General features: G+C 54.2%; 14 protein-coding genes. 4 read left to right on the top strand and 10 right to left on the bottom strand.

What is annotated here, in order from left to right; genetic code table 11:
• Positions 1-7 precede the first annotated feature (7 nt).
• The 4 genes from MEB48_RS12190 to MEB48_RS12205 are packed head-to-tail and all read right to left on the bottom strand — an operon-like array spanning position 8 to position 3,108.
• On the bottom strand, positions 8-1,387 hold the full coding sequence (locus MEB48_RS12190; protein ID WP_237884485.1) for a 4Fe-4S binding protein: 1,380 nt from the start codon (positions 1,385-1,387) through the stop codon (positions 8-10).
• On the bottom strand, positions 1,375-2,229 hold the full coding sequence (locus MEB48_RS12195) for an FTR1 family iron permease (RefSeq protein WP_237884486.1): 855 nt from the start codon (positions 2,227-2,229) through the stop codon (positions 1,375-1,377). The genes MEB48_RS12190 and MEB48_RS12195 overlap by 13 nt, the downstream gene beginning before the upstream one ends.
• Positions 2,230-2,250: 21 nt before the next feature.
• Positions 2,251-2,583: a cupredoxin domain-containing protein gene (locus MEB48_RS12200; RefSeq protein WP_237884487.1), complete on the bottom strand. Its 333-nt coding sequence runs from the start codon at positions 2,581-2,583 to the stop codon at positions 2,251-2,253.
• Positions 2,584-3,108, bottom strand: a complete 525-nt coding sequence (locus MEB48_RS12205; RefSeq protein ID WP_237884488.1) for an iron transporter — start codon at positions 3,106-3,108, stop codon at positions 2,584-2,586. It lies immediately after the preceding gene.
• A gap of 180 nt (positions 3,109-3,288) precedes the next feature.
• On the opposite strand from MEB48_RS12205, the gene MEB48_RS12210 reads away from it, so the two are divergent.
• Positions 3,289-3,501, top strand: coding sequence for a DUF3079 domain-containing protein (locus tag MEB48_RS12210; RefSeq protein ID WP_237884489.1), 213 nt, complete (start codon positions 3,289-3,291; stop codon positions 3,499-3,501).
• 44 nt (positions 3,502-3,545) lie between these two features.
• Here the strand turns inward: MEB48_RS12210 and MEB48_RS12215 are convergent, their stop codons facing one another.
• From MEB48_RS12215 to MEB48_RS12235, 5 genes are all read right to left on the bottom strand, one after another.
• Entirely contained in the window at positions 3,546-4,484 is a 939-nt protein-coding gene (locus tag MEB48_RS12215) for a carbohydrate kinase family protein (RefSeq protein WP_237884490.1), read from the bottom strand.
• Positions 4,485-4,535: 51 nt separating this feature from the next.
• On the bottom strand, positions 4,536-5,174 hold the full coding sequence (locus tag MEB48_RS12220) for a nucleoside/nucleotide kinase family protein (protein ID WP_237884491.1): 639 nt from the start codon (positions 5,172-5,174) through the stop codon (positions 4,536-4,538).
• 158 nt (positions 5,175-5,332) lie between these two features.
• Positions 5,333-6,259, bottom strand: coding sequence for an ABC transporter substrate-binding protein (locus tag MEB48_RS12225; protein WP_237884492.1), 927 nt, complete (start codon positions 6,257-6,259; stop codon positions 5,333-5,335).
• A gap of 43 nt (positions 6,260-6,302) precedes the next feature.
• Positions 6,303-7,322, bottom strand: coding sequence for an ABC transporter permease subunit (locus MEB48_RS12230; protein WP_237884493.1), 1,020 nt, complete (start codon positions 7,320-7,322; stop codon positions 6,303-6,305).
• Positions 7,319-8,878 (bottom strand): sugar ABC transporter ATP-binding protein, encoded by a 1,560-nt coding sequence (locus MEB48_RS12235; RefSeq protein WP_237884494.1) that lies wholly within the window; start codon positions 8,876-8,878, stop codon positions 7,319-7,321. The genes MEB48_RS12230 and MEB48_RS12235 overlap by 4 nt, the downstream gene beginning before the upstream one ends.
• 518 nt (positions 8,879-9,396) lie before the next feature.
• Here MEB48_RS12235 and MEB48_RS12240 point away from each other — a divergent pair.
• From MEB48_RS12240 to MEB48_RS12250, 3 genes are all read left to right on the top strand, one after another.
• Positions 9,397-10,407 (top strand): LacI family DNA-binding transcriptional regulator, encoded by a 1,011-nt coding sequence (locus MEB48_RS12240; protein WP_237884495.1) that lies wholly within the window; start codon positions 9,397-9,399, stop codon positions 10,405-10,407.
• 235 nt (positions 10,408-10,642) lie between these two features.
• The gene (pgi, locus tag MEB48_RS12245) at positions 10,643-12,307 is read left to right on the top strand and encodes a glucose-6-phosphate isomerase (RefSeq protein WP_237884496.1); all 1,665 of its coding nucleotides are present in this window, start codon (positions 10,643-10,645) and stop codon (positions 12,305-12,307) included.
• Between the two features lie 115 nt (positions 12,308-12,422).
• Positions 12,423-13,649, top strand: a complete 1,227-nt coding sequence (locus tag MEB48_RS12250) for a maltoporin (RefSeq protein ID WP_237884497.1) — start codon at positions 12,423-12,425, stop codon at positions 13,647-13,649.
• A gap of 170 nt (positions 13,650-13,819) precedes the next feature.
• Here MEB48_RS12250 and MEB48_RS12255 read toward each other — a convergent pair whose 3' ends face one another.
• Complete coding sequence (locus tag MEB48_RS12255) at positions 13,820-14,908, bottom strand: GlxA family transcriptional regulator (protein WP_237884498.1); 1,089 nt, start codon at positions 14,906-14,908, stop codon at positions 13,820-13,822.
• Positions 14,909-14,963: the final 55 nt, after the last annotated feature.

Here is a 14,963-nt window from a genome sequence, read left to right on the forward strand (position 1 = left end):
CAGGGGTTTAAACCCAGCCCCAGAATTGCAACCACCAGCCACACCCGATCAGGCCGTTGGCGAGGAACAGGCAAACGCCCCCCGACACACGCCGAGCCAGGGAGATACCTTCGAGTCTCAGCCGTTTCCAACCCAGAAGCAGGCTCCAGCCCATCGCGACCAATAACAGACAGGCCCTGGCCGGTTGCACCCACTCCAGCAGCAGACCTTCATAACGCAGCAATTTGACGGTGGTGGCCGACAGCCCGAGAAACAGTCCGGCACCCCCCAGAGGCGTGAGTGTCAGCGCCAGAGGCCAATACAGTGCGCGATCCCGCGCCAGTCGGGCCGTCAGTCGCAGGAGCAGCATCAGCGCTGTGCCGAGCACGATCGAACTCAAACTCAGGTAAGCGACAATGCTGAAGCCATCGAGCCAGCTGAAGCTGTCGTTGAGCCGCGGGTAATGGGTCAGCAGCCACCAAGGAGCATTGTCTTGCAGGGCCCAGAGCTGGTTGTGTTCGACCAGCCACTGGGCCAGGTGTTGTTTGAGGGCGATAAACCATGGGCTGACCGTCCACTGAAACGCGCCCATGGCCAAGCCGATCACACCGAACAGCAGCAAGCGTGTATCCCAAGGAGACAGCGTCTGCTCCGTTGCATGAAGAATCTCCTGATTGCTGGAGCGGGCGATCAGTTGAACGGCGCCGCGTTGCCCGCTGCAGCGTCCGCAGGCGTGGCAATCACTGGCGCCTTGCAGGCGGCGGATATCGAGCAGGGGAGAGCAGTTGGGTGGCGGCAGGCGCGGTGCGGCGTTTTCTAGCCAACGTTGTTCATCGACCTGAAAGTGCACAGGGGCCAGTCGGGCGAGCAGGGCGAAGACGCCGCTGACCGGGCATAGGTAACGACACCAGACTCGCTTGCCCCGGGCGAACAACAACCCGACGATGACCGCTGCGACAGTCGAGCCACCCAGAATCAACAGCGCGGCCTGGGCGTAGTCATAGACGCTGATCAACTGGCCGTAGAGGGTCGTCAGGCAGAACGCCAGTGTGGGCCAGCCGCCCCAACGCAACCAACGCGGCACACCCAAACCTTTACCGTAATGGCTGGCCCATTCGCTGAGCGAACCTTCCGGGCACAGAACGCCGCACCAGAGTCGACCGAAAAACACCATCGACAGCAACACGAACGGCCACCAGATCCCCCAGAACAAAAACTGCGCTAGCAAAGTCAGGTTGTCGAGTATCCGTGCCTGGCTGTCCGGCAGCGGCAACAACGCCGGAGTCACCAACAGCACCGCGTAAAACAGTACGACAGCCCACTGCACCGTACGGATGACGGGCGCATGGCGACGCATCCCGTCGCCCAGTCGTTGGAGCCATCGATTGCGCCGGCTCAGTTCAGGCATGGGACTTTTTCCGGCGCACGTTGGCGTAGCCAGGCACTGACAATCAGCCAGTAACCAAACCACACCAGTAAGGTCATGCCGCTGGGCGTTGCGCGATAACCGACCAAACCGGCTAAAAAACCACCCAATCCATGGCTGTCGCTCAGCAACCCGCTACTGTTCCAAAGCGATTCGCCTACGAGGCTGTAAACCACCTCCGGCACCTCCAGGGCAAGCAATTGGCCGCCGATTCGTTCGGTGCCGCTGACCAGCAACCCCGCGCCGAGCATGAGCAAGATGACTTCGCTGATGGCAAAGAATCGTTGCCATGAAATGAAGCGGCGACTGCTGTGCAGCAGCGTCATGGTCAGCGCGGACAGCACCAGCCCCAACACGCCGCCGACGGCAAACAAACCAAGCTGCGGACCTCGCAACCGAGCGCCGGCGCCATAGAGAAAGACCACCGTTTCGCTGCCTTCGCGGCTGATCGCGAGCATGGCCAGCAGTAATAGACCTGCGCCTCCTTGGCGGGCCAGGTGGCTATCGGCGTGCCGTCGCAAATCGTGGTTGAGGGTGCGTCCGTGGCGGTGCATCCAGCCGACCATTTGCACCATTAACAGGCTGGCAAACAATGCGAGTGCGGCCTGGAACCATTCACTGGCCGACCCGCTCATGGCCTCACCGGCAAACAGAATCAACACCGCCAACAGGCCCGAGAGCAGCAACCCCAGCACCACACCCGCCCACAGGTAGTTGACCAGACGATTGCCTTGGCCTTGCTGGCTGGCCCAAGCCTGGAGAATGCCGATCACCAGCAACGCCTCGACGCTTTCGCGCCAGACGATGAACATTGATTGATTCATGAAAACTCCGTGCGCTCACAGTTATTTCGCGAGGATGCCGCCCTCGGGCAATTGCGGATTGAACTCGTCGAAAAAGGGATAGCGGCCGGGCTTGAGCGGGTGAATGACGACGAAGGTCGTCACGCCCGGCGACAGGACTTTTTCAACCCGCAACGGCGTGCTCTCGAACTCGGCCGGCCCCTGACCGCTATTTTTCAGGACGATCTTGAAGCGCTGTCCGGCCGGCACCTCGAGCAAGGCAGGGGAGAAGTGGCCATCGCGCAAGGTCAGTTCGTAGCTCGGCAACTCGGCATGGGCCGTCAACGGCGCAGCTGTTCCGGCTACGATCAGCCAGGCAAGATGCAGACGCTTCATTCAATAGCCGCCTTTTTTACCGATGCCAGCGTAGATGAACTCGTAGTGCAGTTCGCAGCGTTCGAACCAGGGCGCTACACCGGTTTCTTTATCGGTGTGGCGCCCGAGGGAACCATGACCGCCGGGTGGCAGAACGGTGAACGTCAGCTGATATTTACCGGGACCCAGCAGCTTCACATTGTCGCCATAGTGCGGACCGTCATTGGCCACCATGGCGTGGAAATCGCCTTTGATCTCGGGGTCGCTGCCGTGTTTTTTCAGGTTGAAAGAGACGTTCAGGTAGGGCACGAAACTGCCTTCCTGAAAGCCCTGCCGATTGTCCGAAGTGGCCCGAATGTCAGCTTCCAGGTGGACGTCGGAATCCGCGGTCGCGCGCATCATCCCCGCAGGTGCCATTTCTATCGGCTGTAAATACACCGCCCCGACTTCCAGCCCCTGACACAGCTGTGGTTCCCCGATCGGGTATTCCTTTGCGTGAGCCAGCGGTACGAGCAAGAGCAGGGCGAGTGAGAGGTGGGTACGCATAATGTTTTCCTGAGCACTGACGAGTAGGAACCCGAGTCTAGGAAGCTTTGCTGCGAACAATAATGATTGTTATCAAGTTTCGAGCAATTAAACCGATGGCTCGGGCTTGATATCCATCAAGGATGGTTTTGCACAAAGGCTGTAGGTTGGAAGAACGTCTCTCAATGATCGGAGATCGCAATGGCCAAGAACTTCCCCGTCAACCCCAAACACCCCGAGCGGATCTGCTGGGGATGCGACCGGTATTGTCCGGCCAAGTCCCTGGCGTGCGGCAATGGCTCCGAGCGTACGATGCATCCGGCGGAGATGTTCGGAGAAGATTGGTGTTTGCCTGGCGACTGGGGCATCGAGCCCCTCATCGTCACAGACAGGACAGCGGATGATGGCGTTTAGCTCGTGAAAACTGCCATCCCCGCGATACAGATCCTGACCAGATATCAATCCAACTGATGCCGATAAGGCAAGTCCGGCCCGGTCTTGCTGCAGGTCAGGGCGGCGGCGCTGACGGCGAAGGTGAGCATCGCGTCGATTTGTTCGCGACTCAAGCGCTGCAAACCCTCCACCGAATCCAGCTGCTGTTCGGTCAGCCAGGCGATCAATGCCGCCTGGAAGGTGTCGCCGGCGCCCACGGTATCAGCCATCACCACCGCGCAGGCCGGCGCCGACCAACTGCCATGACGGCGGCTGAATACCATTGCTCCCTGGCCGCCCCGGGTGAGAAATACCAGCTGGCAGCGGTGTTCCAGCCAGCCATGGATCACGCTCTGCGGATCACGCTCGGGGTAGAGCAGGTTCAAATCCTCGTCGCTGACCTTGATCAGGTCGGCATGCTCGACCAGAGTGCTGATGCGTTCGCGCCACAGTTCGATATTCGGTTCTGGATTGAGTCGCACGTTAGGGTCGAGGCTGATCAGGCGTTTGCCGCTTTCCCGGCGAACCAGGGCCAGCAGGGTGTCGGCAATCGGCTGCACCACCAGCGAGAACGAGCCGATATGCAACCCACGCACCTCAGCGCCTAACTCTGGTAAATGCCCCGGCAACAGCTGGCGATCGGCACAGCCTTCACCTCGGAAGCTGTAATGCGGCGAGCCGTCGGCGCCGACGGCGACCATCGCCAGGGTGGTCGGTGCGTCGAAGTCCTGCAGGTAGTCCGGGCGCACGCCTTCCTCCTGCAGCACTTGCTGTAAACGCCGGCCGAGGTAGTCGCTGGACAGTCCGGCGAACAGCGCCACGTCGATGCCCAGACGGCTCAAGCCGACGGCGACGTTGAACGGCGAACCACCGGCAATCGCTTTGTAGTTCACTTTTGAAGCTTGAGCGTTGACATCGTTTTCACTGAAGAAATCGAACAGCGCTTCACCACATACCAGATACATAGTCATTCGCTCTTTAAAGGTTCGCTACACGTTGTGATCGTAGGCGGGATCTTAATTTGTGATTGTGAAATCAGCGATAGTGCTGGCCGACACCACAATGTCGGCATTCGGAAGGTCGTTGCGATGAACTTTTTCATAGGAAGCAGGCTCATCGAAACCCAATGATCGCCATCGATCAAGCAAGCGCGCTTCCAGGGTTTCGCGGTCAGCCTGCAGCATGATGGTGGCGTCAAAACAGTCTATTAAGGACGACCATGGGGCGAGGTCTAATAGAAGGTAGTTTCCTTCCACGATGAGATATTTCACGTCAGAGGAAATCAATTGTCCTGCAGCACGGGATATCTCCAGGACTCGATCGAATACCGGAACGGCAACCGCTGGTTCATTGTTCGCACGAAGCCGCAGCAGCAGACTCCTGAAGCCACCCACATCGAATGTATCAGGTGAGCCTTTACGATCTAAAAGGTTCAGGGCTCCAAGAACCGCGTCATCGTAATGAAAGCCATCCCCGGGAACGACAGCTACGCTCCCCGGTATAACGCTATTAAGCGCCTCTACCAAGGCCTCCGAAACAGTGGACTTACCGGCACCAGGCGGCCCCGCTAGCGCAACGACAATTCGATTACCAGACAGAGCCTTAACGTAGTTAAGTAGCTCTGTGTTTACTATTGTGTTTGTTTTGATAGACATGCCCAATCTCTCGTCAGCAGCCGTCACTCAGGCTTCCCCCCAGGTTCGCCCTCTAGGGATTTTCATGCCGTTCGGCTGCTGCGAGCATCTCGCAGCAGCCATTCCCCGCATTACAGAGGGTGGCTAGTGACCCTATGACTCAACCGCTTAGTGGTCGGTCAGTGGTCAGCTTGCCAGCCTTTGTACTCCATGACATTAGCCCGGGTTACAAGTGAAGGTTGAAGCAGTACCGTTGTGCTTTCCAAAGATTTGCCATTCAACAGGTCATAACCCATCGTTACGGCCTGTTGTGCCTGGCCCCAAGGGGATTGAGAGGCGGATGCCTGGATCTGTGTATCGCTTTTGAGCGCAGTCTCTATATCGGGAGCCCCATCCACCGATGCGATAATGATGCCTTTGCGCTTGAGTTGTTTTGCTGCCAGGTCTGCACCTATGGCCTGGGGATCATTGATCGCGAACACCGCGTCGACTTTTGCAAAGCGAGTCAAGTCGCCTTGCATCACGCTGTAACCACCTTCGCGCGAGCCTTTGGCATCCTGATTATCAGACAGTATCTTGATATCGGGTGCCTGCGCGAAAACACTCTTACAGCCATTGACTCGGTCCAGGACTGCTGAAGTCTGCGTACCATTCTGGATAATAACGTTACCCTTGCCACCCAGCTTCTCAGAGATGTACTGACATACAATCCTGCCGGCTTCGACGTTATCGGTCTGTACCGTGGCGTTGGCACCTTGCACCATGACATCTACGCCCACAACCACTATGCCTGCCTTCCTTGCTTTCGCAATCGCAGGCGCGATGGCTACAGGGTCGACGGCATTGACAAGAATCAAGTCTACGCCCGAAGAAATGAAGTTATCGATCTGAGTGAACTGCTTATTCAAATCGTAATCTGCCGACACTGAGATAAATTTTGCGGCTGGATTGATATGCAGTGCCTCGGCTTTGGCGCCATCTACCATCGCTACAAAATAAGGATTACCCAGCGAGCCAACCGTTATTCCGACGGATTTCAACTCTCGCGCTTGAGCGCTGTTAAATGCCAATAGTGTACAAACAGCGGTAAATATTATTTTTTTCATGAGAACTGTCTCTTGTTATTGGGGTGTGGGGGTTATATATGATTCAGGTTCGTGCACCTGACTGCCGAAAGCGATCGAGGGCTACCGCTCCGATGATGACAACACCTTTGATGATGTATTGCCAGATATCCGAAACGCCCAGCAATATCAGGCCATTGGAAAGTGTAGCGATAATCAGGGCACCAATTAGCGTGCCGATGATAGTGCCGACGCCTCCTGTAAAGCGCGTGCCTCCCAGAATAACGGCGGCAATAGCGTCGAGTTCATAAGACTGTCCCATTTGCAGTCCGTTAGCCGCCATCAGTCGAGCGGAAGTCATGATAGCCCCCACACCCGCCAACAAACCGGATAGGGCATAAGCAAATAACAGGACTTTCCAGACTTTGATTCCCGACAACCGTGCGGCCTCAGGATTGCCGCCCACTGCGTAAATCTGTACGCCTAATACCGTACGTCGAAGAATAATCCACGAAAGAGCAACCACTACTACCGCGATTACAACAAGCCATGGCACCCCGAACAAACTTTCGTTCCCAATGTAAGCAAAGGACAGGTCGGGATTGAAAACCGTTTTGTCTTCGCCGATAAGACGTGCGATTCCACGCATCGCAGTCAACCCGCCTAGCGTGACGATAAACGCCGGTAGCTTTCCAAAAGCGACCAATACACCATTGACGAGCCCTAGCAGCAGTCCGACTCCAAGCCCCGCGGCGATGGCCAGGGGAGCAAACCCCGGAACTTGCGATACCAATAGCGCCACTACTGCGGAAACAGCCAGAATCGAACCAACCGAAAGATCGATGCCACCTGTCAAAATCACGAAAGTCAGACCTGACGCCAATACCACATTGATAGAGGCTTGTTGACTGATGATCGAGAAATTCTGGACCGAGAAAAAGCTCTCGCTCATCAGGCCAAAACCTACACAAAGGAGTAACAATACGGGCAGCATGCCCGCCACTCTCATCATTTGGCGCATTTTATCCTGCGGAGAAGCACCGGCGATGCTTCGTCCACCAGGTGTAAAGTCACTTGCTACTTTGCTTTGCAATGGGGAAGTCATTGAACTAAGTCTCCGTTGGCTAGAGTCAACCTGTCGCTGCCTGTGGCAAACGCGATAATGGCTTCAGGTGTGATATCAAGACCGCTGTGGCCACCGAGTTCGGTGACAAGTTTACCTTCACACATGACCAATACACGGTCGGCAATTCCAACGATCTCTGGTAGTTCACTTGAAATGACCACTACGCAAACGCCGGATGCTGCTAATGCATTGATGATTTTATATATTTCTGATTTAGCCCCAATGTCGACACCCGATGTAGGCTCGTCGAGGAACAATACTCTTGGCTTCATCTCCAGCAAGCGAGCCAGCAAAACTTTTTGCTGGTTGCCTCCGGACAGCGCTCCCACATTGATATCTGAAGACGCTTTGATATTGAGTGCCTGGATTGCTTGTTCGGTACGTCCAGTTCCGGCCGTTCGGCCCACAAACCCCGCCAATCGAGCATCACTTCCCACCACACAGACATTGATATTGTCGTGGACGCTCATGTCGAGAAAAAGGCCCAGTGTTTTGCGGTCTTCTGTCAGATAGACGATGCCTGCGTTACCTGCATCGCGAGGAGAGCGTATGACTACAACTTCGCCGTCCATTTCAATCTTTCCACCTGAGTACGCATCGACGCCTGCGATTAATCGGGCAAGTTCGGTTCTTCCAGAACCCACCAGTCCTGCAATCCCGAGAATTTCGCCGGCATACAGATCGAAACTGCAATCTTTAATTTTGAAGTCATCTGTAAGGTTGCGAACACGTAGTATCGGTTGCTCGTAAGAGCACAAAGAACGCTCATGGGCATAAAAACCGGAAACATCGCGGCCAACCATCATCCGGACCAGGGTTTCAGCCGACAGCGTGACGCGATCCAGCGAACCAACGTAATGACCGTCCCGAAGCACCGAAACAAAATCGGACAATGCGTATATCTCGGCCATTCGATGGCTGATATAAATGATCGCGACGCCATCATCACGTAGCTGGCGAATCAATGTAAAAAGACTTTCAGTCTCTTTTGTGGAGAGCGGCGTTGTAGGCTCGTCCATCACCAGGATTCGCGTATCGGCATGAATTGCACGCGCGATTTCAACAAGTTGTTGGTCCGCAATCGACAAAGTACCGACCAGTGCGTGCGGATCAAATGTGACGCCAAGTCGCTTTAATACTACGAGCGCACCTTCGGTCATTGCCTTACGGTTTATAACCCCACATCGTCGAATCTCTCTACCCAGGTAGATGTTCTCCACCACGCTCATATTCGCGCACAAGCTGAGCTCTTGATAGATGACGGATATGCCATGGCGCTTCGCATCGTTCACGCCATAGTTTCGAATATCACATCCGTCGATTCGTATGGTGCCACTGTCGGCGACATAGGCCCCCGATAGTATTTTCATCAGCGTGGATTTTCCGGCGCCGTTTTCGCCCATTAGCGCGTGGATTTGTCCAGGGAAAATACTGAGGTCAATGTCATGCAGGACGCGCACCCCATTGAATGACTTCGAGATGGAATGCATTTCCAATAGGGCAGGAGGGGGGCTTTCAGATCCAGTGCTCAGCATAGCTGTTAACTCCTTATCTTCCGATTCGAGAAGCAGTGAAACCTCTCATCGGTGTTCTTGTTCGAGCAACATAGTCGAAAGGAAAGCGCTTGCGCAAGCGCTTTCCTTTGAGTTCGAAGAATTCTCCAAAAAGCACTTCCATGTTCATTCCCCAAGGAAACCCTGATCAATGAGAGCTCGAACAGGTTGTTAGAAAAGCGCTTGCGCAAGCGCTTTCGTCTCGGCTATGCTTTTTTCAACAAGCGCTGCTGCGTCCATTTAATTGGTTCGCAGGATGATCGCTACGATAATAAAAAGGAGTGCCCGGCTATGCTGCATAGCGGATTCCACCATCTCGCTTCACAGACTTCAGATGCGCTGCGCACCTCGCTGGGTCTTTCACGAAATTGCGGGTTCGTCCCGGTATCAATTCCGAGAGCCATCGACGCATTTTCTCGCCGTGAGCTTTACAATAGGTAGCAACTGGACATGAGTTCAGCGCTATCCATCAAATCACGTGAGAAAGGAGTGATGCACAAGTGGCCGCAAAGATGAGCGATGTCGCGAGAGCCGCGAACGTATCAATGTCTACGGTATCTCATGTACTCAACGGTACTCGTAAAGTACATCCTGACACGGTCCGTAGCGTGAATCAGGCTGTAGAGTCCGTAGGCTATATTCGAAACTCACTCGCTCGGTCTCTGGCTCGTTCCTCTTCGGGTTCGGGTGCCATCGGTGTGGCGATTGCTACGCTTTCAAACTATTACTTCAGTGAAACAGTACGTGCCATCGAAGCGGCATGCGCGAAAAGCGGTTTGATGATGATACTGGTCAATACGCAAAGAGATCCGGAACAGGAACTCAAAGCGGTCAAGGCACTGCATGAGCGACGTGTTGACGGGATTGTACTCGCCTCGGAATATGATCCGGAAAATCGAGTATTTAATTACTTAAAAGCAAACAAGATACCCACGGTGCTCATCGATCGACTTCTCTCGACGTCTTTCGATCAAGTGGGGGTAGAGAATAAGCACTCCTCTCAAGAGTTGATTGCACATTTGATTAAGCTGGGTCATCGGCGCATCGGGATGGTATCCGGGCGATTGACTCAATCTTCTTCTCATGAGCGAATTGATGGCTACCGTGCGGCTTTAGCTGACGCTGGAATTGAGTACGACGATCAATTGGTTTGCTGTGGTGAATCGGCGATTGCGCCGGCAATGGAAGCCACTCGCCGTTTGCTATCGCTAGAGCATCCGCCCACCGCAATAATGACTGCAAACAACTTGATGACCATTGGTGCAATGCAGGCCCTTCGTGAAGCGGGGCTTGAGGTGCCAAAGGATATCGCGCTGGTTGGCTTTGACGATTTCGACTGGGCGGATGCTTTTAGCCCAAGACTGACAGTTGTAGCGCAACCTCTTGAGGAACTCGGAGCCCAGGCTGTGAAGCTTTTATTGAAGCGTATCAAGCAACCTGAGGGCAAACGTCAGACTATTAGATTAAAACCCTCTTTAATCCAGCGAGATTCTTGCGGCGCTCCAAAATGACTGTGCTCAGGGTTTCGTCCTGATGATCTAGCGGTGCAGACGTGAGTTATTTGATGCTTGTCCACGTCTCGCCGTCTGGATAACTTTTCCGATAACTGGTTGTAACTACAAAACGCGGAACTTATTCCTGTGATGGCGCGTCTGCGTTTGCAGAATTACCAAACGCCCATATTTGAATGGCAAGAAAAGAGTTGATTGAGACGGCACAAGCCGTATTGGCGAAAAAGGGCTGAGCATGAATAACTACAACAAAACGAATGATGTAACTGCACTGCCGGCATGGCGCAATTTGCTCGACCATCGGGAGAGCATGAAAAATTTTAGTATGCGCGATGCCTTTCGAGATGACAGTAAACGCTTTCAAGACTTTTCCTTGGCGGGCTGCGGGCTTTTTTTGGATTACTCCAAAAACCTGATCACTCACGAGACGCGTTCATTGCTTGTTAACCTTGCTCGCGAGGCAGGCGTTGAACAGGCCGCGCGAGCCATGTTCAGTGGAGAGAAAATCAACGGTTCCGAGGGGCGTCCAGTGCTGCATACCGCGTTGCGGCGACCAGTGGGAGACGCTTTGATGGTCGATGGTCGCAACTTGATGCGCGATGTGCATGGCGCCCTGGCGCAGATGACTGACGTTGTGAGTCGTATCCATAACCATCTGTGGCGTGGTTACAACGACAAAGTCATCACCGATGTCGTAAACATTGGTATTGGTGGCTCATTTCTGGGCCCGCAGCTTGTCTCTGAGGCACTCGCGCCTTTCGCTCGGCATGGGGTGCGGTGCCATTATCTGGCTAACATCGATGGCAGTGAATTCCGAGAGGTTACAGCCGGACTGAACGTAGAAACAACGCTGTTCATTATCTCCAGCAAAACCTTCGGTACGCTTGAAACCTTGAAGAATGCACAAGCTGCTCGTAGCTGGTACCTGGCTAAGGGCGGGACGGAAGAGAAGCTATATCGCCATTTCATTGCCGTGACCAGTAATCGCCAGGCAGCGCTGGATTTCGGCATCCGTGAAGCCAACATTTTTCCTATGTGGGACTGGGTCGGTGGCCGTTACTCACTATGGTCTGCCATTGGCCTGCCGATTGCTCTGGCCATTGGCATCGCCAACTTCAAGGAACTGTTATCCGGCGCGTACGCTATGGATCAGCACTTCCTCAACGAACCATTGGAACAGAACCTTCCTGTTCTTTTAGCGGTACTCGGCGTTTGGTATCACAACTTTTGGGGTGCGCAAAGCTATGCGTTCTTGCCCTATGACCATTACCTGCGCAACTTCGTGAAGCATCTGCAGCAGATGGACATGGAGTCAAATGGCAAAAGTGTTCGTCATGACGGCACGTCAGTATCCTGCAGCACGGGCCCGGTAATCTGGGGCGGCGTGGGATGTAATGGACAGCACGCTTACCACCAGTTGCTGCATCAGGGAACGCCGCTGATTCCAGCTGACTTCATTGTGCCTGTGGTCAGCCACAACCCAGTGGCTGACCATCAGGAATGGCTGTACGCCAATTGCTTGTCTCAAAGCCAAGCGCTGATGTGGGGCAAAACCCGCGGTGAAGCTGAGGCAGAGCTAAAAGCCAAAGGCCTTTCATCCAGTGAGATTGAACGACTGGCGCCGCATAAAGTGATCCCCGGTAACCGGCCAAGCAATACAGTTGCTCTTGAGATCATTAATCCACATAGCCTTGGTGCGCTGATCGCTCTTTATGAGCACAAGGTCTTTGTCCAGGGCGTAATTTGGGGAGTCAATTCGTTTGATCAATGGGGCGTGGAACTGGGCAAGGAACTAAGTAACAGCGTCCATAGCCTCCTGACTCGCTATGACGCGCATTCGGCTGATGATTCCTCGACGCAGGGTCTTATAGATTTCTTCCGAGGACGTCATCGGGGGTAGAGCCTCTCTCTTTCGAAAACCGGTGCGTGGGAGTTAACCGCGTACTTTGATTAAAAGCGTGCTGTTCGCGTTATCGGCCTTGTCCAATAAATATAAAAAACAAAAGGTGTTATGAATGAACGTTAAAACTCTCAGCGCAGTTCTGGGTGCGTCCCTTGCTGTCGGCTTTTTGCCTGTTGACGCGTATTCAGCAGACTTCAGTGGATATTTCAGAACCGGAGTAGGAGATTCGACTGAAGGAGGGAAGCAGTCGTGTTTTCAGCTACCGGGCGCGCAATCCAAATACCGTCTTGGCAACGAATGTGAGCAATATCTGGAGCTGGATTTGCGTCAGGATCTGCTTTCACTGGATGACGGCTCGGTGGTCAGCGTGGAAGGCATGGCACAGTTTTATAACGAGTATGGCCATGAACCAAAATTTGACGGCGAGCACGGCTATACGCGGATGAGTCAGCTCTATGCGGAATGGAGCAAAATGCCCGCTCTTAATGGAGGCTCCTTTTGGGCTGGCCGCCGTTACTACAATCGAAACAGCATCGAGATGAGTGACTACTTCTATTGGAACCAAAGCTCAACGGGCTTTGGGTTCGATCAAGTCGCATTGGGAGATCTGAAATACAGCTACGTGTTCTCACGCAAGGACAACGTCTTCCAAAAGGATTTTGTCACTCGTCATGATGTGACCGTCAGCGGATTCAACACAAATCCCGGGGGCGAGGTTCAGCTGGGCGTCAGTTATCTGGACAAGCCGAGCCGCGAGAATGCTCATCAGGGCTGGTCGGTGGTTGCCCAGCACAAGCAGGTCGCGTTTCTTGGCGGAGTCAACAAGTTCGCTGTTCAATACGGCCGAGGGCCGGGCACCGCATTGGGCTACACCGGTGATACCACGCTGGATGAGAGCAACAAGAGCTGGCGGGTCGTGGAGTTTTTCGACTGGCAAATGACTCATGCTTTCAGTGGTCAAGTTGAATTGGTCTATCAAAAAGACACGCGCCCTGATGGTGATGATCAGAACTGGTTATCCATTGGTGTTCGGCCAATTTATGCGTTCACGGATCAGTTCAAGTTGATCACCGAAGTTGGGCGCGACCAGGTTGAAGCCGCAGACGGTACCCGCAAACTCACTAAGTACACCATCGCGCCGACCTGGTCTCCGAAGGGCCCGGGATTCTGGGACAGGCCGGAATTTCGTCTGTATTACACCTACGCTACCTGGAACAAGGCTGCGCAACGTGCCGCCAGCTTGCAATCTCCGGGATCGGCTCTGTCTGATACCGGTTCGTTTGGTACAGACCTGCATGGTTCCAACGTAGGGTTTCAGATCGAGTATTGGTGGAAATAAACGCCTGAAATGACAGTGGCTGACAATCAACCCCAAGTCAGAGGGCGCTGAACGTTGTGACGTTCAGCGCCATCGTTGATCGAATATTGTTGAAGCTTTATCAGGCGAGTCACTCAGAGCGAGAGACAACATCACCCTCCTTTTATCCGTTGATCGAGTTTGTAATTGCATCACTGTGTCACTTTTCGCATCAACTCTTTGCGCAATTTTCCGGGGGACATGCCAAACATGTTCTGAAAATGTCGAATGAAATGAGGTGCATCGGCGAACCCGCATTCGAAAGCGATTTCCCCTATATGTCGATCCGAGCTGATGAGGAGCCATCGGCCAAACCTGAGTCGAACCTGCCGATAGAATTGGGCTGGAGTGTTACTGGTTTCGGCGACAAACAGCCGCTCAAGTTGCCGTTTACTGGTACCGACAAGGTTTGCGATTGAGTCAATGTCCAAGGGTTCGGTCATGTGCTTTTCCATCAGCATCACGGCTTCGTGCAGACGCCTGTTCGAAGAGCTGGCGTAGCCAAGTGCCTTTCGCCGATCGACGAAACTGCCGGAACTGCTTTTTGCGACCGTCATCTGATGAACAACTTTGCCGGCCCGATCCGGGCCGCAATGCACCCCAATAAGATGAATGGCCAACTCAATCACCGAGATACCGCCTGCGCAGGTAATCCGATCCTTGTCGATGAGGAAGTCACTGTTGCTGACAAAGCGCAGTCTGGGGAACAGACGTTTCCAGTCGTCGCAATGGTAGGCATGTACGCAAGCGGTACGTCCCTCCATCAAGCCATGTCGAGCGAGCACGAAGCTGCCCGTGCATAGACCGATCAACGGCACGTTAGCGGCTGCTGCCTGATGCAGAAATGCCGGATACGTCTTTGGTGCGGCCTCAAGAGAATCAAGCAGCCCGCCAATCACCACGATGTAATCAAATTGATGAGGATTGGTGAGCTCAGTGTCGATAGGCACATCCAGTCCGCAGCTGGAAATGACCCTTTGCCCAAGGGTACCCAGTACTTTCCATTGGCAGCGTATCGGACGGCTCTGATCACCCGTATCGGCGGCATGTCGCAGCGCATCGGTCAACCCTGACAGAGACAGCAAGGGGAAGCGCGGCCACAACACTATGCCAATAGACAACTCGGTAGCGCCGCGTCGGCTTGGCGGATGTCGTGCCTGACCATTATCAAGCTCTTCCACGAGGCTTTCGCTGGAGGCCTTGGGCAGTGCATCTCCGAAATGTCGCAAATGTTCAATCATTCATGCAAACCATCCAACCAGTTATACCGCCGATCACCATACGATGAGCGCCTGC

Source organism: Pseudomonas sp. PGPR40 (assembly GCF_022014505.1).
In the GTDB taxonomy this organism is placed as follows: Bacteria; Pseudomonadota; Gammaproteobacteria; order Pseudomonadales; family Pseudomonadaceae; genus Aquipseudomonas.

Coding starts and splice junctions, on each gene's coding strand:
- MEB48_RS12190 (WP_237884485.1), bottom strand. CDS start 1,387: ATGCCTGAACTGAGCCGGCGCAATCGATGGCTCCAACGACTGGGCGAC.
- MEB48_RS12195 (WP_237884486.1), bottom strand. CDS start 2,229: ATGAATCAATCAATGTTCATCGTCTGGCGCGAAAGCGTCGAGGCGTTG.
- MEB48_RS12200 (WP_237884487.1), bottom strand. CDS start 2,583: ATGAAGCGTCTGCATCTTGCCTGGCTGATCGTAGCCGGAACAGCTGCG.
- MEB48_RS12205 (WP_237884488.1), bottom strand. CDS start 3,108: ATGCGTACCCACCTCTCACTCGCCCTGCTCTTGCTCGTACCGCTGGCT.
- MEB48_RS12210 (WP_237884489.1), top strand. CDS start 3,289: ATGGCCAAGAACTTCCCCGTCAACCCCAAACACCCCGAGCGGATCTGC.
- MEB48_RS12215 (WP_237884490.1), bottom strand. CDS start 4,484: ATGTATCTGGTATGTGGTGAAGCGCTGTTCGATTTCTTCAGTGAAAAC.
- MEB48_RS12220 (WP_237884491.1), bottom strand. CDS start 5,174: ATGTCTATCAAAACAAACACAATAGTAAACACAGAGCTACTTAACTAC.
- MEB48_RS12225 (WP_237884492.1), bottom strand. CDS start 6,259: ATGAAAAAAATAATATTTACCGCTGTTTGTACACTATTGGCATTTAAC.
- MEB48_RS12230 (WP_237884493.1), bottom strand. CDS start 7,322: ATGACTTCCCCATTGCAAAGCAAAGTAGCAAGTGACTTTACACCTGGT.
- MEB48_RS12235 (WP_237884494.1), bottom strand. CDS start 8,878: ATGCTGAGCACTGGATCTGAAAGCCCCCCTCCTGCCCTATTGGAAATG.
- pgi (WP_237884496.1), top strand. CDS start 10,643: ATGAATAACTACAACAAAACGAATGATGTAACTGCACTGCCGGCATGG.
- MEB48_RS12250 (WP_237884497.1), top strand. CDS start 12,423: ATGAACGTTAAAACTCTCAGCGCAGTTCTGGGTGCGTCCCTTGCTGTC.
- MEB48_RS12255 (WP_237884498.1), bottom strand. CDS start 14,908: ATGATTGAACATTTGCGACATTTCGGAGATGCACTGCCCAAGGCCTCC.